General features: G+C 54.7%; 20 protein-coding genes. 9 read left to right on the top strand and 11 right to left on the bottom strand.

All coding sequences use genetic code 11. The features are described from left to right. The first annotated feature begins 53 nt into the window (after window positions 1–53). Window positions 54–299: a YceK/YidQ family lipoprotein gene (locus OCH02_RS22015; protein ID WP_261088880.1), complete on the top strand. Its 246-nt coding sequence runs from the start codon at window positions 54–56 to the stop codon at window positions 297–299. A 2-nt stretch (window positions 300–301) separates the two neighbouring features. Here the strand turns inward: OCH02_RS22015 and OCH02_RS22010 are convergent, their stop codons facing one another. Next, window positions 302–850: a GNAT family N-acetyltransferase gene (locus tag OCH02_RS22010; protein ID WP_261432963.1), complete on the bottom strand. Its 549-nt coding sequence runs from the start codon at window positions 848–850 to the stop codon at window positions 302–304. Between the two features lie 66 nt (window positions 851–916). Continuing rightward, the gene (locus OCH02_RS22005; RefSeq protein WP_261432961.1) at window positions 917–1,294 is read right to left on the bottom strand and encodes a MysB family protein; all 378 of its coding nucleotides are present in this window, start codon (window positions 1,292–1,294) and stop codon (window positions 917–919) included. A gap of 207 nt (window positions 1,295–1,501) precedes the next feature. Here OCH02_RS22005 and leuA point away from each other — a divergent pair, with 207 nt between their 5' ends. After that, window positions 1,502–3,172, top strand: a complete 1,671-nt coding sequence (gene leuA / locus OCH02_RS22000; protein ID WP_261432960.1) for a 2-isopropylmalate synthase — start codon at window positions 1,502–1,504, stop codon at window positions 3,170–3,172. Here the strand turns inward: leuA and OCH02_RS21995 are convergent. Continuing rightward, window positions 3,157–3,918: an AraC family transcriptional regulator gene (locus OCH02_RS21995; protein WP_261432959.1), complete on the bottom strand. Its 762-nt coding sequence runs from the start codon at window positions 3,916–3,918 to the stop codon at window positions 3,157–3,159. The genes leuA and OCH02_RS21995 overlap by 16 nt on opposite strands. Before the next feature lie 141 nt (window positions 3,919–4,059). Here OCH02_RS21995 and OCH02_RS21990 point away from each other — a divergent pair, with 141 nt between their 5' ends. From OCH02_RS21990 to OCH02_RS21975, 4 genes are read left to right on the top strand one after another with little or no spacing between them, the layout of a single operon-like run. Next, window positions 4,060–4,371, top strand: coding sequence for an ArsR/SmtB family transcription factor (locus OCH02_RS21990; protein WP_261432958.1), 312 nt, complete (start codon window positions 4,060–4,062; stop codon window positions 4,369–4,371). Next, entirely contained in the window at window positions 4,368–4,802 is a 435-nt protein-coding gene (locus OCH02_RS21985; RefSeq protein ID WP_261432957.1) for a YeeE/YedE family protein, read from the top strand. Before OCH02_RS21990 ends, OCH02_RS21985 begins: the two co-directional genes overlap by 4 nt. A gap of 4 nt (window positions 4,803–4,806) precedes the next feature. Then, a complete protein-coding gene (locus tag OCH02_RS21980; RefSeq protein ID WP_261432956.1) occupies window positions 4,807–5,226 on the top strand; it encodes a YeeE/YedE family protein in 420 nt (139 codons plus the stop codon). Then, on the top strand, window positions 5,226–5,624 hold the full coding sequence (locus OCH02_RS21975) for a VOC family protein (RefSeq protein ID WP_261432955.1): 399 nt from the start codon (window positions 5,226–5,228) through the stop codon (window positions 5,622–5,624). The genes OCH02_RS21980 and OCH02_RS21975 overlap by 1 nt, the downstream gene beginning before the upstream one ends. A gap of 49 nt (window positions 5,625–5,673) precedes the next feature. On the opposite strand, the gene OCH02_RS21970 is transcribed toward OCH02_RS21975, so the two are convergent. The 4 genes from OCH02_RS21970 to OCH02_RS21955 form a co-directional block, all read right to left on the bottom strand. Next, the gene (locus OCH02_RS21970) at window positions 5,674–7,227 is read right to left on the bottom strand and encodes a peptide MFS transporter (RefSeq protein ID WP_261432954.1); all 1,554 of its coding nucleotides are present in this window, start codon (window positions 7,225–7,227) and stop codon (window positions 5,674–5,676) included. A 476-nt stretch (window positions 7,228–7,703) separates the two neighbouring features. Then, window positions 7,704–8,939 (bottom strand): multidrug efflux MFS transporter MdtG, encoded by a 1,236-nt coding sequence (gene mdtG / locus OCH02_RS21965; RefSeq protein WP_261432953.1) that lies wholly within the window; start codon window positions 8,937–8,939, stop codon window positions 7,704–7,706. Between the two features lie 200 nt (window positions 8,940–9,139). Next, window positions 9,140–9,424, bottom strand: a complete 285-nt coding sequence (locus tag OCH02_RS21960; protein WP_261088870.1) for a YciI family protein — start codon at window positions 9,422–9,424, stop codon at window positions 9,140–9,142. A 100-nt stretch (window positions 9,425–9,524) separates the two neighbouring features. Continuing rightward, a complete protein-coding gene (locus tag OCH02_RS21955) occupies window positions 9,525–10,445 on the bottom strand; it encodes a Kdo(2)-lipid IV(A) acyltransferase (RefSeq protein ID WP_261432952.1) in 921 nt (306 codons plus the stop codon). Window positions 10,446–10,721: 276 nt separating this feature from the next. On the opposite strand from OCH02_RS21955, the gene OCH02_RS21950 reads away from it, so the two are divergent. Then, on the top strand, window positions 10,722–10,883 hold the full coding sequence (locus OCH02_RS21950; protein ID WP_017892410.1) for a hypothetical protein: 162 nt from the start codon (window positions 10,722–10,724) through the stop codon (window positions 10,881–10,883). A gap of 18 nt (window positions 10,884–10,901) precedes the next feature. Here OCH02_RS21950 and OCH02_RS21945 read toward each other — a convergent pair whose 3' ends face one another. Beyond that, window positions 10,902–11,999 (bottom strand): NADH:flavin oxidoreductase/NADH oxidase, encoded by a 1,098-nt coding sequence (locus tag OCH02_RS21945; protein ID WP_261432951.1) that lies wholly within the window; start codon window positions 11,997–11,999, stop codon window positions 10,902–10,904. A gap of 176 nt (window positions 12,000–12,175) precedes the next feature. Between OCH02_RS21945 and OCH02_RS21940 the strand changes: the two genes are divergently transcribed. Further along, a complete protein-coding gene (locus tag OCH02_RS21940) occupies window positions 12,176–13,243 on the top strand; it encodes a rhodanese-related sulfurtransferase (protein WP_261432950.1) in 1,068 nt (355 codons plus the stop codon). A gap of 81 nt (window positions 13,244–13,324) precedes the next feature. Here the strand turns inward: OCH02_RS21940 and OCH02_RS21935 are convergent, their stop codons facing one another. Both OCH02_RS21935 and OCH02_RS21930 read right to left on the bottom strand, forming a co-directional pair. After that, entirely contained in the window at window positions 13,325–13,903 is a 579-nt protein-coding gene (locus OCH02_RS21935; RefSeq protein ID WP_261432949.1) for a YceI family protein, read from the bottom strand. A 23-nt stretch (window positions 13,904–13,926) separates the two neighbouring features. After that, on the bottom strand, window positions 13,927–14,481 hold the full coding sequence (locus OCH02_RS21930; protein WP_261432948.1) for a cytochrome b: 555 nt from the start codon (window positions 14,479–14,481) through the stop codon (window positions 13,927–13,929). A gap of 423 nt (window positions 14,482–14,904) precedes the next feature. Between OCH02_RS21930 and OCH02_RS21925 the strand changes: the two genes are divergently transcribed. Next, window positions 14,905–15,957, top strand: a complete 1,053-nt coding sequence (locus tag OCH02_RS21925) for an AI-2E family transporter (RefSeq protein WP_261432947.1) — start codon at window positions 14,905–14,907, stop codon at window positions 15,955–15,957. On the opposite strand, the gene OCH02_RS21920 is transcribed toward OCH02_RS21925, so the two are convergent. Beyond that, entirely contained in the window at window positions 15,944–16,921 is a 978-nt protein-coding gene (locus tag OCH02_RS21920; RefSeq protein WP_261432946.1) for a zinc-dependent alcohol dehydrogenase family protein, read from the bottom strand. The genes OCH02_RS21925 and OCH02_RS21920 overlap by 14 nt on opposite strands.

The following is a 16,921-nucleotide window of genomic DNA, read 5'->3' as shown; positions in this document are numbered from 1 at the left end:
TTCGCGCCGGGCGTTGTTTACTTTCAGAACAACCAGGGCTAAGAGTCAATTTGGTGAATCTCTCTTCTTTTCTTCGACTGGCATTATTGGCAGCAGGCGTGATGCTGTTAACCGGCTGCGGCAGTATTATCAGCCGCACAGTGCCGGGCGCCGGACACGGCCATCAATATTACCCGGGGGTGCAATGGGACCTGCGCGATACCCCCTGGCGTTATGTCACGGTGATCGATGTGCCGCTGTCGATGGTTGTGGATACCTTTATGCTGCCGTTTGATGCACAGCACGGGCCTTACGAGTAAGTCTATTCCCGGGTGGCAAACACCAACAGCTGGTACCCCTGTGGGCCGCAGTGGAAGGGGGCCAGCACCGTCATCTTTAATCCTTGCTGATGGGCAGCTAATGAATGCGGGTTGCTGTCGTCAATAAACAAGGCGCCAACGTCGAACTTCTCCCTGGTGTGCGCTTTGACGGCGGCGAATAATTGCTTCAGGATGCCTTTGCCGCGCCAGGCGGGATCCAGACACACCGGCCCGTACATAAACACCCGTTGTTCACTCAAAGGTTTCCCGTTGAATGACTCGTCGGCCAGCTTTTCCAGCATCGCATCCACCACCGGCGGACGGGGCTGTGCATTCGTGGTCATCAGGCAGACAAAACCGGCCAATGCCTGGTCTTCAACGGCCACCAGAATACCGAGGCCCTGGTTAATACGAGCCAGTTGCGCTTCGTTCATGCTCGAAACAATAAAACCCTGACGCTTCTGGCTGTCGCTCAAATTGGCCGGGGTATTTTGTGTTTGCAACTGCAGAATGGCGGGGTAATCCTCGGGGCGTGCCTGACGGATAATCATACTGCCTCTCTGAAAATTAAGGGGGAGTTTATGGGCGGGATTTTGCTTGCTCCCGCCCGTTATCATTCAACGTTCATCCCACTCGTCGGCGGCTGTCTGGCCCTCTTCGGTATCCAACGGCGGATCGAGTTGGAAATCACCTTCTTCCCACTCGTGCAGCGTGTTTTCTTCTATCCATTCGGCGCTAATTTCGATTTCGTCATAATCACCGTCAAAAATAGCCTGGGCCGCCGCACCGCTGCGCAGTGTCAGGCATTCGACCGACTCGCCCTCTTGCTCAAAAAACTCGGCCTGCCACAGGGTATCACCATCCAGCATCACGTATTTTTGCAGATTGAATTGTTGCACCGCCGGCGGTTGATCGTCGCTACCGCTCTCAGCGGATTCAATAAATTCCTCGCGCGCCGCTTCAATAGCGTCTTCCAGGGTTGCATACAGGCTCATAGTCGTCTCCAGTAGTGAGGGTAACGAAAGCATTTTGGCGGGGCCAAAGCGCCATGACTGAGGTCAAAATTAATTGTTGCTGCACTGGCGCAAGATGCAAATTTTTTTGTTGTCCGTTTCGCGACGATGGTTGTCTGCCAGGCGAGAGCAGGCTATCTCCCGGTGGGAAATAATAAGGCATTGCTTATAACAGCCCAGGAGACCGCCATGTTAACCAATCCCTCAGTCAAATATCGCCCATTCCCACCGGTGACATTACCCGATCGCCAGTGGCCGGGGCGCAGCCTGCAGCAAGCACCACGCTGGTGCTCCAGCGATCTGCGTGATGGCAATCAGGCGTTGGCGGAGCCGATGGATAACGCCCGCAAGCGTCAATTCTATCAACTGCTGTTGCAGTGCGGGTTCAAAGAGATTGAGGTGGCCTTTCCTTCGGCGTCACAAACCGACTTTGATTTTGTCCGTTCGTTGATCGATGAACAGTTGATCCCGGACGACGTCAGCATTCAGGTATTGACCCAGTCGCGTGACGATCTGATCGATCGCACCTTTGAGGCTCTGCAAGGTGCCCCAAGGGCTATTGTGCATTTGTATAACGCCACCGCACCGATGTTCCGTGACATTGTCTTCAAACAGGACAAGGCGGCGACGGTGGCGCTGGCGGTCAATGGCGCGCTGCGTATTCGCCAGCAGTGCGAACAGCAGCCGGAAACCGCCTGGACTTTCGAGTATTCACCAGAGACCTTCTGCTTTACCGAGCTGGAATTTGCACTGGAAATCTGCGAAGCGGTGGCGGATGTCTGGCAGCCAGGCCCAGGGCGACCGATGATCATCAACCTGCCGGCGACGGTGGAGGTCAGTACGCCGAACGTTTATGCCGACCAGATCGAGTGGTTCTGTCGTCGCTTCAGTCAGCGTAACAGGGTGACCATCAGCGTGCATCCTCATAACGATCGCGGCACCGGGGTCGCCTGCGCCGAACTGGCGATGCTGGCGGGGGCCGATCGGGTGGAGGGCTGCCTGTTCGGCAACGGCGAGCGCACCGGCAATGTCGATCTGGTGACGTTGGCGCTCAATCTGTACACCCAGGGCATTGCGCCGGGGCTGGACTTCAGCCAGTTGAAGCAGGTGGTGGAGGTGGTGGAGCAGTGCAACCAGCTGCCGGTTCACCCGCGTCATCCTTATGCCGGTGAACTGGTTTTCACCGCTTTTTCCGGCTCGCATCAGGATGCAATCAAAAAGGGCTTCGCCGCCCAACAGCAACGGCAGGACGGTCTGTGGCAGGTGCCTTATCTGCCGCTCGATCCGGCGGACGTTGGTTGCAGTTATGAAGCGGTGATCCGGGTTAACAGCCAGTCGGGCAAAAGCGGAGCGGCCTGGCTGCTGGAACAGAACCATGGGTTGTCGTTACCACGTGGGTTGCAGATTGATTTCAGCAAGGTGGTGCAACACGCCACCGACGGCAGCGGCAAAGAGATGACCACGGCAGAGCTGTGGCGGCTTTTTCGCCTCAGCTATGGGCTGGTTGAGCAGCCGCGCCTGCAATTGCTGAGCTACCAGACCGAGAGCCACAGCGTCGAAGCCTATAGTTTCAGCGCCCGGGTATTGTTCGATGGGCAACAGCAGCGGCTGTTGGGGGTAGGGAACGGTTTGTTATCCAGCGCGGTAGATGCACTGCGCCAGCGCTTTGGTCTGAGCCTGGCGATAGAGGACTATCACGAGCACACGCTGGGGCATCAGAGCCAGAGTCGCGCCGTTGCCTATATCCGCTGTACGCTAGCGCACGGTGAGGCGGCTTATGGCGTGGGCATCGACGTCGATTCTGCCAGCGCCTCGCTGCAGGCCTTGTTCAACGTTGCCGCACGTTATTTGGCGAAATAAGCACTGGGCGCGACGCCCAGCAGGCGACGGAACATGGCGCTGAAAGCACTGGGGCTGTCGTAACCCAGATCCAGCGCCACTTCCAGCACCGAATGCCCGGCGGCCAGGGCGTTCAATGCCGCCAGCAAACGGGCGCGGCGCACCCAGTCACCAAAGCGCAGTCCGGTCTCACGCTGAAAGCGCCGTGACAGCGTGCGGCCGCTGACGCTGATATAACCGGCTGCCTGCTCTAATTCCCAGGGATGGGCCAGCGATTGCTGAATATGCCGACACAGCGTCAGCAGGGCCTCAGTACGCGGCTCAGGTAAATTCAGCGGCAAAATAGGCAGCACGCGCAGCTCATCCAGGATCAACTCCATTATTCGCTCCTCACGTCCCCCTACGGGGTAGTCAGCCGTGATATCCATCGCGCAGATAATCAGCTCACGCAGTAACGGGGAAACCTGTACCACTTCACAACAGGCCGGCAGATCGGCACGCGCCAGCGGATCGACCAACAGCGCTCTTGCCGCCACCTTGCCGGTAATGCGCAGGCTGTGTTCAACCCTGGCCGGTAGCCAGACGCCGCGTCCGGGGGGCACCACCCAACTTCCCTGACGGGTATTGACCTGCACCACACCGCTGAGGCTATGAATCAGTTGCGCGCAGTCATGGTAGTGGGGCGGCTCGAAGTCGCCGTGCTGATAATCTTTGGCAACCGGCACAATCGACCGGTTGGCGGGCACAGCGTCATGGAAAAGCAGCATTGTTCGGGGCATCTCCTGTCCGCGGAAAAATCGTAACGGCAGCATGCCATGCTGAAACCTTTCGCACCAGCCTATGGTGCGGTGAGGAAATATAGTTTATAAATATACAATATATTATTTCATAAATTGTTCGGGGGAGTCATGGATATCGACAGCATGCGGCAGGCAGCGGCGCAGGCCGGAACATTACTGCGGACGCTGGGCAATGAGGATCGCCTACTGCTACTGTGCCAGCTTAGCCAGGGCGAGATGTCGGTGGGGGAGTTGGCGCAAGCGTTGGAAATTCGTCAGCCGACGCTTTCACAGCAGTTGGGCGTATTGCGTCAGGAAGGGCTGGTGTCCACACGTCGTGAAGGCAAGCAAATTTACTACGTCGTTAGCGACGAAAAGGCGTTGGTAGTACTTAACACCCTGTACCAACTCTATTGCCCAGCATCGGGAGAGACACCATGACCATTGACTGGCTGCATTTTACGCCCATATCAGCCCTGGCCGGCGGCGGCATTATTGGCGTTGCGGTGGTACTGCTGCTGATGTTTAACGGCCGTATCGCCGGTATTAGCGGCATTACCGGCGGTCTGTTGACACCCCAGGGTAAAGAGAAAGCCTGGCGAGTCGCATTTCTTGTCGGGTTGCTGGTTTCACCCTGGCTGTATGGTATCGCCGCACCCTTACCGGCCATGGCGGTGAGCGGCAGCAGCCTGTGGCTGATGTTGGCCGGATTGTTGGTTGGCTTGGGTACCCGGTTGGGTGGTGGTTGCACCAGCGGTCATGGGGTTTGCGGCACGGCAAGACTGGCACCGCGTTCGCTGGCGGCCACGGAGGTATTTATGCTGTTGGGTTTTGCCACGGTATGGGCCGTCCGTCACTGGGTAGGAGGCTAACCGCATGCACAGATACCTGTTTGCTTTGCTGAGCGGTGCCATTTTTGGCCTTGGTCTGATCGTTGCAGGGATGGCCAATCCGGCCAAGGTATTGGCGTTTCTCGATATTACCGGCCACTGGGATCCTTCATTGGCTCTGGTGATGGTGGGTGCGATTGCGGTGGCCGCCCCGGCGTTTTACTGGGCACACAGGCGACAACGTACTTTGCTGGGGGAAGAGATGCAGATCCCAGCCAACCGCCGCCTCGATGGCCGTTTGCTGGCAGGCAGCGCGCTGTTTGGTATCGGTTGGGGCATGGCGGGTATTTGCCCCGGACCGGCCTGGGTACTCGCCGGTGCCGGTTCTTCGGCCGGCTGGCAGTTCGTGGCGGCCATGCTGGTGGGCATGGCGCTGTATGAGTTCATCATGATACGGAGAAAATAATGCCAATAGCCAACGCAGTGCTGCGCATTGCGCGCCCGACCGACCACCTGCAGGAAATTGCGGCTATGTACTGCCAGGGGTTGGGATTTGAACGCTTGGGCGAGTTTAACGATCATCAGGGTTTTGACGGCGTGATGGTCGGGCACCCACAGCACGGTTATCACCTGGAATTCACTCACCATCGTGGCATAAAAGTGGGACAGGCCCCGACGCAAGATCATTTGCTGGTATTTTACTTGCCGAATGAGGAGGAATGGCTTGCCGGTTGCCGGCGCATGTTGGCTGCAGGTTTTCGGCATGTCGTGGCATACAATCCCTATTGGGACAATAGCGGACAGACGTTCGAAGATCTGGACGGTTACCGAGTGGTGCTGCAACAGCGGGCGTGGGAACAATAAAAAAAGCCAGCGCACCGGGCGCTGGCTGAAGGGTTAAGCAAAACGGTTATCAGGCGTTGGTTGCCGGTTTCTGCGCGCTTTTACCCTGAGTGTTTTCCATCATCCGGCGGATCGGGACGATCAGCAGGGTCAGCACCGCAGCACAGATCAGCAGGGCAATCGAGCAGCGTGCGAACAGGTTAGGCAGCATTTCCAGTTGGTCGGCTTTCACATGCCCACCGATCAGTCCCGCAGCCAGGTTGCCCAGTGCGCTGGCACAGAACCACAGGCCCATCATTTGGCCGCGCATTCTTTCTGGTGCCAACAGCGTCATGGTTGCCAGCCCGATTGGGCTAAGGCACAGTTCGCCCAGCGTCAGCATCAAAATACTGCCGACCAGCCACAGCGGGGACACGCCTGCGCCACCATTGCCCAGTACGTTCTGCGCTGCCAGCATCATCAGACCAAAACCTGCAGCGGCAAACAGAATACCGATAACAAACTTGGTGATACTGCTCAGGCGCACTTTATTACGTGCCAGAGCCGGCCATGCCCAGCTAAATACCGGGGCCAGCAGAATAATGAACAGGGCATTGATTGACTGGAACCACACCGCAGGGATTTCGAAGTCGCCAATCATACGGTTGGTGTAGTCGTTGGCGAACAGGTTGAACGAGGTTGGTTTCTGTTCGAATGCTGACCAGAAGAAGGCAGCGGACACCAACAGAATAAAGCATACCAGCAGGCGTGCGCGTTCTTTACGGCTAAGACCTGCAAACACGAACAGGTAAATGAAGTACAGGGTTACCGAGGCGGCAATGACATAAACCAGCATGCTGGCTACCGCGACAGGGTTAATCACGATGATGCCTTGGGCAATCAGGGTAACAACCACGGCTACGCCGATGGCCAGTGCAATCAACCAGGCGCCAACGCCATTTTTCTTGGCAACAGGGCTATTCCAGGTAGAGTCCAGGCCGACCTCGCTGTCATAACGTTTCATTGCCGGTACGGCAAAGACGCGGAAGATCACCAACGCCACCAACATACCGATGCCACCGATACCGAAGCCCCAGTGCCAGCCGTGAGAACGGATCAACCAGCCGGAGATCAGCGGGGCGATAAACGAGCCCATGTTGATGCCCATATAGAACAGCGAGAAACCACCGTCGCGGCGGTTGTCGCCTTTCTTGTACAGCGTACCGACCATCACCGAGATACAGGTTTTGAACAGGCCGGAACCCAACACAATAAACATCAGGCCGATGAAGAACAGGTTATTGCCCATAAAGGCGGACAGTGCGATCGACAGGTGGCCGAGGGCGATCAAAATCGAGCCGTACCAAACCGCTCTTTGTTGGCCGAGCCAGTTATCCGCCAGCCAGCCACCCGGCAGGGCCGCCAGATACATGCTGCCAGCAAAGATACCGACAATCGCCGAAGCATTTTCACGTGCCAGCCCCATGCCGCCGTCATAGACAGTGGCGGCCATAAACAGGATCAGTAATGGGCGAATGCCGTAAAACGAGAACCGCTCCCACATTTCGGTAAAGAACAGGGATCCCAGTGGATAAGGGTGACCGAAGAAGGTCCGGCTTTCTTGGTTATTAACAGAGGATTGCATAACGTCTTCCCAATAAAATGCGCCGCATTTATGCAGCTTATACTGTGGTATGTATGTGTATTTAAGGAAGGTGATCCACCCAGTGCGGATTACCCGACAAAACCGCAGCCGCAGCGCCCGTTAACCGTGGAAAGCGCGTCGGCCTTTTTTCACTTGGCCAATGCTTTACATTGGGCGTGATATTATTTAACCATTTGATAACTGGATGGTGGTTTTGTCTAGTCCCTGTATCCCATTTTTTAGATGAAAAGTCGACAAACATCTCCTTTCCTGGTTTTTATGTTGGTTTCGGCGGGAATGTTATTGACAGCTGGTTTATTGCGCTAAAAGTTAATAACTTTTTAAAAAACAATCAATTAAACTAAGAATTGTCTGGTGGTGGCTGGAAAGGTGGGGGTGAAAGGTATCAATACTAAAAGTAGGGGAAACGGGCCGTCGACCCATTAAAGTAAAGGAAGTGGTGATAAATGCGGCTATTACTCTTCCTGCAGGGTGTCTTCTCTCATTCGTGTCGGGCGACGTTGCAAACACCACCAGGAATAAACGGCGTTGAACAGCACCACCAGAGCGGTGACGCAGAATACCGCACGGAAGCCATAACTGGCGGAGACGGCGGCCCCCATTAGTGGGCCACTGACGTTGCCAATATCGCGGAACGATTGGTTATAGCTGAAGATCCGCCCGGCGACCTGATTGGTGCAGTTGTAGATCAGCAAGGTTTGTACCGCCGGCAGCAGTGCGCCATCGGCAGCGCCCAGCAGGAAGCGAAGTACGCCGAGTTGCCACGGGGTTTGCACAAAAGCCATCGGGATCAGCAACAGCACCGATACGATCAGCATAAATACCAGAATGCGCTCCGGGCCGATCCTGTCGCCCAGCTTGCCCAGCCGTGGCGCACTCATCAGTGCGGCGACGCCCGGCACCGAGGCGATCAAACCGCTGACAAAAGCCAGATTATGAATGTTACCGGCCAAATCACGGACGTACAGCGTCAGGATCGGCGCGATGGATCCGGTGGCAATCTGAATAATCATGGTGGTGACAAACAGGCTGAGGATCAGCTTGGGGCTTTTTAGCGCCGCGAATACCTGACGGGCGTGCAGCATGTCTTTTTTCTGCACCGGGGTGAACTGTTCTTTGACATACAGCAGCGTCAGCACAAAGCAGGCCAGCAGCACACCGGCGGTAATGTAGAACACCGGCCGCAGGCCATACTGGTCGGCTAGCAGGCCGCCAATCAGCGGCCCAATCAATGCACCGCTGACGCCGCCGGTGGACAGGGTACCCAGTGCCCAACCGCTGCGATTGCGCGGCACCTGTGTGGCAATCAGCGCATTGGCATTGGGGATAAAACCGCCGAGCAGGCCCAGCACTGCGCGCAGAGCCAAAAACTGCCAAATATTCTGCGCCATGCCCATCAACAGCATCACTATCGACATGCCCAATGCCGATCGCAGCAGCATCAACTTGCGCCCGCGGCGATCGGCCAGCCCGCCCCAGAACGGGGAGGCAATCGCAGAGAACAGGAAGGTGATACTGAATACCAGTCCAGACCACATATTCAGCGCCTGGTGACCGGTGACGCCCAGGGTTTCTACATACAGCGGCAGGAATGGCATGATCAGACTGAAGGCGGCACCGGTGAGGAAACACCCCAGCCAGGCGACAAAGAGATTGCGTTTCCAGTTGATGAGTTCGGGTGCCGAAGCCATAAGATCCTGTTACGTAAGGTAGAAGGCTTTGCTTGCATGAGCAGTCAATCGGGCAAAGCAAAAAAGTTAGCCTGGTAAGTATGCGCTTAATTATAGGTAGCATCAATTGATGTGGGGTGAGATATACGGGAAATGAAATAAAGTTTTAAAAATCGAATATTGGCAGTATTCCGCGCTGTACGCGCGGAAAAAAGGCGAATTTAAAGCCCGGCAAGCAGTTCAAAACCACTGGCGGTGGTGGAGAGGGCGACATCGGTAATTTCATAGTGGGCTACGGCATTGAAAGGATCTTGCCCGACAATGATGTCCAGCTGCGCACGCTCAATACCTTTTACCAGGATCACACCGCCGGTACGTGGGTTCTTACGGCCGGAGGCGATGAAGGTACCGTCCTGGAAATATTTTTTCAGCCAGGCGATGTGCCCTTCAAGGTGGCTGTCGACTTCTTCTATCGGGCGGTGGTAGGTCAGGTTAACGATGTACATGGCGGCTCCAGAATTAACGGCGAAGGCTTTACCATCCCACCGTTACCATTGATTCTCAAGATCTGCGGAATAAAAAACCCGCCGAGGGCGGGTTAGCGAGTCAATACAGTGAAGGTTCGCCTTCCGGGCGGGTTTTGAAGCGGCGGTGCAGCCACATGTACTGATCCGGCGCCATCAGGATTTCCTTCTCCACGACCTTATTCATAAAGGCGGCGGCCTCGAACTCATTATCCAGCGGGAAGTTTTCCACCGCCGGCTGCATAATCAACTCATACCCTTTGGCATCCGGCAGGCGGCGCGGGGTAAAGGGAATAATGGCCGGTTTGCCCATCCTGACCAATATGTAGCTGCCGGTGGTGGTAGCGGCTTTCTCTACGGCGAACAGGGGGGCGAACACACTGCTGCGCGGGCCATAATCGTGGTCCGGGGCGTACCAGATGATGTCCCCCTGCTTTAGCGCACGGATCATGCCTTTTACGTCCTTACGGTCCAGCATCGATTTGTTGGAACGCATGCGACCCCAGGTCTGCAGCCAGTCCATCAGCTTGTTGTCGTGCGGCCGATAAACGCCGATGCCCGGATTATGAATACCAAAGATACGGGCACCCAGTTCCAGCGTCAGGAAGTGCAGACCGATCAGCAAAACCCCCTGATGGTTGTCTCGTGCCTTCTGAATATGTTCCAGCCCGCTAACCTGGAACCAGCGTTCGATACGCCAGTTTGGCCAAAACCACGCCATACCGGTTTCAAACAGCCCCATACCGACGGATTCAAAATTTTGCACCACCAACGCATCGCGTTCGGCTTGCGGCATGTCCGGGAAGCACAGCACCAGATTACGCTGAGCTATTGCCACGCGGCGCTTGAGAAATCGCATGGAAAAACGGCCCAGCGAGGTGCCAAGGCGATAAATAATCGGATAAGGCAGCAAGACCAACAGGTAAAGCAAACCGATGCCGATCCAGGTGAGCCAGTAACGCGGATGCAGTAAAGAACGATTAAAAGAAGGAACTTGAGTCATATGTTCTCAGCTTAGAAGCAGTCATTTAATGATAATAACAGAGTTCTTGAATGGTCTCTCCTGTGGGGGAATTTTAACCAAGCTTTTATTTTCTGCCGTTTATAACCGACTATTGTGGCATTTTTATCGAAGAACGTGAAAAGGCACCGCATTAAAACATCATTTTTAATGATGAACGGATATAAAGTGGCTGGAAATTAAGCTAAATGGCTCTAAAGGATAAAATCCATACTCGACAGGCGCGTATTATCTCGCGCAATTTGTTAGGGAGATCTTATGTTGGCTACATGGTTGAGTGCGGGATTGTTGGTCAGTGGAGCACTGCTAGGCAGCCTGGGGGCACATCTGCAGTTTAATCCGTTGCTGCTGGTGGCGGGTATCGCCCTGGCTGCGGGAACGGTGATTTCCGGTTTTACCGAATGCCGGGGCGGGCGCTGAGCATCCGCCCCGATAGCTTTAGCCGTTTTTAAACAAGCCTTTCAGTACGTGCGGTTCAGAGCGCCAATATTGCGGTGGTGCGCTGACTTTCTCACCCAGTTTCGCCGCGGCGTGCCATGGCCAGCGTGGGTTGTAAAGGATACCGCGTGCCAGCGCTACCATATCGGCCTGGCCGGTCGCGACAATGGCTTCCGCCTGTTCCGGCTCGGTAATTAACCCGACCGCAATGGTCGGCAGCCCGCTTTCCCGCTTGATGGTTTCAGCAAAGGGGACCTGATAATTGGGCCCCACCGTGATCTTCTGCAGGGGGGAAAGGCCGCCGCTGGAAACGTGAATATAGTCACAACCCAGCTCTTTCAGCGCTTTTGCCAGCGTAACCGATTGCTGTTCATCCCAACCACCTTCGACCCAGTCACTGGCGGAAATACGCACGCCGAGCGCTTTGTGTGCCGGAAATACGTCGCGTACTTCGGTGAAAATTTCCAGCAGCAGGCGCATGCGGTTTTGCAATGAACCGCCGTATTGGTCGTTACGCTGATTGGCCAGAGGTGAAAGGAACTGGTGCAACAGGTAACCGTGTGCGCCATGTAGCTCAATTAATTCAAAACCCAGCCGATCGGCGCGTTTTGCCGCGTCAACAAATTGTGCTTTCAGTTGCTCAATCTGTTCCAGGTTCATTGCTGCAGGAGGTTCATCCTGCTGTGCGAAAGGAACGGTGGAGGAAGAGAGCGTCTGCCAGCCCCCGTTGGCGGCACTAAGTTGACCACCGCCCGCCCAGGGCACTGCGCAGGAGGCTTTACGCCCGGCATGCGCAAGTTGGATACCCAGTGGCATGGTGGCGTGTTTTTTGACCGCCTGTACTACCTCGGCCAGTGCCTGTTCGGTCGCGTCGTCCCACAGACCAAGATCGTTCGGCGTAATGCGCCCTTCGGGCGCGACCGAGGCGGCTTCGACAATCAGCAGACCTGCACCGGACAAGGACAGGTGCCCAAGGTGCAGGGTATGCCATTCGGTGGCTTTGCCGTGGTCGGCAGAATATTGGCACATAGGTGCAATAATAATGCGATTGGGTAAACTCAATTTTCCCAGTGTAATGGGGGTAAATAGCTGACTCATGACGTCCTCCTGAACCGTGATAAATAGGGGGGAAACTCCTGTTAGGAGTATCGGGATTTGTGAGCAGCGTCAAGTTGCCAGCGCTTCGTATCATCGGGTATTATGTGCGCCGCGCGTGGGCCGGCGGTCGGCGCGTGTTTAAATCAGTCACCTCCCGAAAGACAGGAAAGTACACCATGCCAGTGTTACATAACCGAATTTCTAATGAGGAACTGAAGGCGCGCATGTTGGCGGAAACCGAGCCGCGCACTACAGTTTCTTTTTATAAATATTTCACCATCGAAGATCCCAAAGCGTTTCGTGACAGCCTGTACGTGCAGTTTGACACGCTGAAGGTGTTCGGCCGCATTTATGTGGCGAAAGAGGGCATCAACGCGCAAATCAGCGTGCCGCAGAATAAATTCGAGGCGTTCAAAGCCGCACTCTTTGCCTCACATCCGGCGTTGGACCAGGTTCGGTTGAATATCGCCCTGGAAGACGATGGAAAATCCTTTTGGGTGCTGCGCCTGAAAGTGCGTGAACGTATCGTCGCCGACGGCCTCGATGACGAGAGCTTCAATCCGGCGAATGTCGGTGAGTATCTGCAAGCCGATCGCGTTAATCAGATGATTGACGATCCGGATACGCTGTTTGTCGATATGCGTAACCATTATGAATATGAAGTCGGCCACTTTGAAAACGCTATTGAGGTGCCGTCAGACACCTTCCGTGATCAACTGCCCATGGCGGTTGAGATGCTGCAGGACAAGAAAGACAAAAATATTGTCATGTACTGCACCGGCGGGATCCGCTGTGAAAAAGCCAGTGCCTATATGTTGCATAATGGCTTCAAGAACGTCTATCACGTGGAAGGCGGCATTATCGAGTATGCGCGTAAGGCAAAAGAGCAGGGGCTGCCGCTGAAATTTGTCGGCAAAAACTTTGTGTTTGATGAGCGTATGGGTGAGCGAATTTCTGACGATGTGATCGCCAATTGCCATCAGTGCGGTGCTCCCTGCGATACTCACACTAATTGCCTGAATGACGGCTGTCATCTGCTGTTTATTCAGTGCCCGAGCTGCGCGGCCAAATTTGAAGGTTGCTGCAGCGAGATCTGCCGCGAAGAGCTGAAATTGCCGCGCGAAGAACAACGTGCGCGCCGAGCCGGCCGTGAAAACGGCATCAAGATTTTCAATAAGTCGAAAGGGTTATTGCAGACCACGATGCACATTCCGGCACCGGAAGAGGAAGACTCGTCAAACTGAGTCGTTGATAAGCGCGGCAGCCTTGCCGCGCTTTAAACCCGTCGCCTTTCAAGCTGCAGCTTGAAATTCATAGGGTTAGTATTACTTCGCGCGAACGCCTTCCACAGAAATAATCAGCTCCACGTCCTGCGATGCCGGGCCGAGATCGGTGGTGATGCCAAAGTCTTTCAACTTGATTTTACCATTGGCTTCAAAGCCGGCACGGTAGCCACCCCACGGGTCATTACCCTGGCCGATCAGTTTGGCCTCCAGAGTGACCGGTTTGGTCACGCCATTCAGCGTCAGGTTACCGACCACCGCATAACCTTCGCCGTTCTTTTTCACTTCAGTGGATTCAAACTTGGCCTGTTTGTTCTTTTCTACATTCAGGAACTCGGCGCTGCGCAGGTGTTTGTCACGTTCAGCGTGGTTGGTATCGACACTGGCAGTGTTGATCGTGACGTTAACCTTGTCCTTGGACGGGTCTTTTTCGTCGAAGGTGAAGCCGCCGTCAAAATCCTTGAAGGTGCCGTACAGCCAGCTGTAACCCAGGTGCTGGATACGGAACTCGATAAAGGCGTGCTGCCCCTGTTTGTCAATCTTGTAGTCGGCAGCCAGCGCGGAACCGGCGCTCAGCAGCATTGCGCCTGCGGTCAGGCCCAGTACGGTTTTCTTCAACATAGCAATCTCCATAAATCCAAAGGTTAATCGGCGCTGCTACCCAGCATCCGTTTCAAAGTAACATCACGATCAACAAAGTGATGTTTAAGCGCAGCCAGACCGTGCAGTACGGAAAGCACTACAACAATCCAGGCCAGGTAAAGATGGATGGTACCGGCCGTATCGGCCTGCTCCGCCATACCGGTGACGGTAGCTGGGACGTCGAACCAGCCAAAAACGCTGATCGGTTGACCGTCAGCGGTAGAGATCAGATAGCCGCTGATTAGAATGCTGAACAGCACGACATATAACGCCAGATGGGCGAGGATCGCGCTGACGCGAGTAACACGACCGTAGCTGGCCAAAGGTTTGGGCGGCGGTGAAACGAAACGCCAAATGACCCGAATCACCATAACGATAAACAGCAGTGTGCCGATGCTTTTATGAATCTCCGGTGCCTGGTGATACCAGACATCGTAATATCCCAGCGTGACCATCCAGAGGCCCAGGGCAAACATGCCATACACCGTCAGTGCAACCAGCCAGTGGATCAGCACTGAAATATGACCAAAACGATTGGCGGTATTTTTCCACAGCATCCTGTTTCCTTACTATCCTCATTATCCGGCTGCAATAATTAAACTTTAAGAAACATAAAATCAATAATAAATTTAACTATGTTACTTCTTAATAATATTAATCAGTGAATTTGGCTGAGATAGCGTTAAGTCAATCAGTGAAATCGTTGAAGTGATTACTGCGTTGACATATTATTTTTATGTTATGAATTGAAAATAAAAGGTTTTATATATTATTGTCAGCTTTTGTCATGTAACGTAAGTGCCGTGAGTTTTTTTAACAAATAAACCCCAGTCAAAATTGTCGATTATTTCCAGCCAGGATTGGGAAAACGAGGGCTTTAATTTGTGGCGTAATACCTCTGCGGCGTAAGGGGAGAGTTTGCTAACATAACACTCATCTGATGGCCCTTGGGGCCTGTGCTATTAACGCAAAGGAAATGTATGGGCCGAACCCTGTTGACCGATAGCAGCCTGCGGCTGGCAATTATGCTGGCGATGTTGGTGATTATTCTTGCCGGTGTGAAAGCGGCGGTGGATGTTGTGGTGCCCTTCCTGCTGGCACTGTTCCTCGCGATGGTGCTGAATCCGCTTGTGGCACAGCTCGAACGCTGGCGGATACCCCGCGTGCTGGGTGTGAGCTTGCTGGTGGTGGTTGTGGTGGTGTTGCTGATGCTGTTTGTCGGTGTGTTGGGGGCATCTCTGAACGAATTTGCTCGCTCATTGCCGCAGTATCGTGGCTTGATGTTGGAAAAGTTGAGCGAACTGCAGCACTACGCCGATCGCTTCAACATTACCATTTCCACCGAGGCGATGCTGCAGTACGTCGATCCCAGTGCGGCGATGAATCTGATCACTCGCCTGTTGAGCCGTTTCTCCGGCGCGATGACCAATATCTTCCTGTTGCTTATGACCGTGGTATTTATGCTGTTTGAAGTGCAGCTATTGCCTTACAAATTGCAGCAGGCATTGGATAAACCGAGCGAAGGTATTGCCAACATTCAGCGGGCACTGGACGGCGTTACCCGTTATCTGCTGATCAAAACGGCGATCAGTCTGGCTACCGGAATTATCGTATGGGCCTTCCTTGCGGTTGTTGACGTGCGTTTTGCCTTTATCTGGGGGCTGCTGGCGTTCCTGCTGAATTATATTCCCAATATTGGCTCGGTGATCGCCGCCGTTCCGCCGCTGATTCAGGCTCTGTTATTTAACGGATTTGGCGATGCTCTGGTAGTGGCCGCAGGCTTTATCACCATCAATTTGGTGATTGGCAATATGCTGGAGCCGCGCGTGATGGGGCGCGGGCTGGGGCTGTCAACGCTGGTGGTGTTCCTGTCATTGATCTTCTGGGGTTGGCTGATGGGGCCGGTAGGGATGTTGCTGTCGGTGCCCCTGACCATTATTACCCGTATCGCGCTGGAGACCACCGAAGGTGGGCATAAATTGGCGGTGATACTCGGTGATGGCCAGCCGGGTAAACCGGTTACTCCGGAGTAAAGAAAACTTTTCCCTGCGGTTTACTATCGGCGATGTATTGCAGTGCCAGCTTATAGTGCCGCAGCGGGTAAATGGCCGCAGGGGGATGTAACACCAGTTGACCACGCCTCAGCAGGAGGAAAAGCTGTTGGAACGCCGCCTGCCATTGAGCCGAGGTTGCCTCGGCATTCCATTTACGCAGGTGGAACAGTGAGGTGCGCAAACCAAGTTGATGAGCAATATGCCGCCAATCAACCTGTTGGTTGCCGAGTAACCCCAGGGCAACAAAGTCACCGTTGGTGCTGACAGAACGAGCCAGATTCAGCCCTGCTTCACCCCCGACGCAGTCGATCGCCGCTCGCGCTGCATGACCGGTAAGCTGCTGCAGGCGATATTCCTGCAGTAACTCCTCTTCAAAGACCCGCCAGGCACCAGCATTCAGCAGCGCCTGCCGATGGCTTGCATTACGTCCCACCACGACCAATTTAATTCCGCGCAGCGTAGCTAATTGGCAGAACAACAGGCTAATCGCCGACCCTCCACCGTTAATCAGCAGAACGTCATTAGTCTCCAGCGGTAGCCACTGCGTCAGCAATACCCAACAGGTGAGCGGATTAATATAGATTTGCGCTGCGCTGGCGTCGTCAATATCGTCCGGAACCCAAATGACTTTATCCTGGTCGAGTGTGATAAAGGTTTGCCAACTGCCATCACCCAGAGCCGCCAACGCGCGTCTGCCGGTCGGTTGCCCCCGGGTATCTGCCACTACGCCAATGCCTTCATAGCCAGGAACCTGAGGCAGGGCGATACGGTGCGCATACTGGCCGTAGATCGGGATCAGATCGGAGGGATTGATAGGTGCATAGCGCATCTGCAACAGCAGTTGATGGGAACGCGGCCTGGGAAGAGCAGTATGCTCCAGGGCAATCACCTGTTCCGGGGGGCCAAAACGGTTAAAGCACAAGCGGGGAAAAGTGGGCAACAT

It is taken from the genome of Serratia quinivorans (genome assembly GCF_946227985.1).
Taxonomy (GTDB): domain Bacteria; phylum Pseudomonadota; class Gammaproteobacteria; order Enterobacterales; family Enterobacteriaceae; genus Serratia; species Serratia quinivorans_A.
Note: the sequence above shows the minus strand (reverse complement) of the source record. Positions and strands in the feature narration are given on the sequence as shown.

Bases quoted from the DNA above. Each gene is read 5' to 3' on its own strand.
- OCH02_RS21980 (WP_261432956.1), top strand. From the start codon at position 4,807: ATGCACAGATACCTGTTTGCTTTGCTGAGCGGTGCCATTTTTGGCCTT.
- OCH02_RS21945 (WP_261432951.1), bottom strand. From the start codon at position 11,999: ATGAGTCAGCTATTTACCCCCATTACACTGGGAAAATTGAGTTTACCC.
- OCH02_RS21975 (WP_261432955.1), top strand. From the start codon at position 5,226: ATGCCAATAGCCAACGCAGTGCTGCGCATTGCGCGCCCGACCGACCAC.
- OCH02_RS21960 (WP_261088870.1), bottom strand. From the start codon at position 9,424: ATGTACATCGTTAACCTGACCTACCACCGCCCGATAGAAGAAGTCGAC.
- OCH02_RS21930 (WP_261432948.1), bottom strand. From the start codon at position 14,481: ATGCTGTGGAAAAATACCGCCAATCGTTTTGGTCATATTTCAGTGCTG.
- OCH02_RS21920 (WP_261432946.1), bottom strand. From the start codon at position 16,921: ATGTTGCCCACTTTTCCCCGCTTGTGCTTTAACCGTTTTGGCCCCCCG.
- OCH02_RS21935 (WP_261432949.1), bottom strand. From the start codon at position 13,903: ATGTTGAAGAAAACCGTACTGGGCCTGACCGCAGGCGCAATGCTGCTG.
- OCH02_RS22005 (WP_261432961.1), bottom strand. From the start codon at position 1,294: ATGAGCCTGTATGCAACCCTGGAAGACGCTATTGAAGCGGCGCGCGAG.
- OCH02_RS22010 (WP_261432963.1), bottom strand. From the start codon at position 850: ATGATTATCCGTCAGGCACGCCCCGAGGATTACCCCGCCATTCTGCAG.
- OCH02_RS21950 (WP_017892410.1), top strand. From the start codon at position 10,722: ATGTTGGCTACATGGTTGAGTGCGGGATTGTTGGTCAGTGGAGCACTG.
- leuA (WP_261432960.1), top strand. From the start codon at position 1,502: ATGTTAACCAATCCCTCAGTCAAATATCGCCCATTCCCACCGGTGACA.
- mdtG (WP_261432953.1), bottom strand. From the start codon at position 8,939: ATGGCTTCGGCACCCGAACTCATCAACTGGAAACGCAATCTCTTTGTC.
- OCH02_RS21955 (WP_261432952.1), bottom strand. From the start codon at position 10,445: ATGACTCAAGTTCCTTCTTTTAATCGTTCTTTACTGCATCCGCGTTAC.
- OCH02_RS21925 (WP_261432947.1), top strand. From the start codon at position 14,905: ATGGGCCGAACCCTGTTGACCGATAGCAGCCTGCGGCTGGCAATTATG.
- OCH02_RS21970 (WP_261432954.1), bottom strand. From the start codon at position 7,227: ATGCAATCCTCTGTTAATAACCAAGAAAGCCGGACCTTCTTCGGTCAC.
- OCH02_RS21940 (WP_261432950.1), top strand. From the start codon at position 12,176: ATGCCAGTGTTACATAACCGAATTTCTAATGAGGAACTGAAGGCGCGC.
- OCH02_RS21995 (WP_261432959.1), bottom strand. From the start codon at position 3,918: ATGCTGCTTTTCCATGACGCTGTGCCCGCCAACCGGTCGATTGTGCCG.
- OCH02_RS21985 (WP_261432957.1), top strand. From the start codon at position 4,368: ATGACCATTGACTGGCTGCATTTTACGCCCATATCAGCCCTGGCCGGC.
- OCH02_RS21990 (WP_261432958.1), top strand. From the start codon at position 4,060: ATGGATATCGACAGCATGCGGCAGGCAGCGGCGCAGGCCGGAACATTA.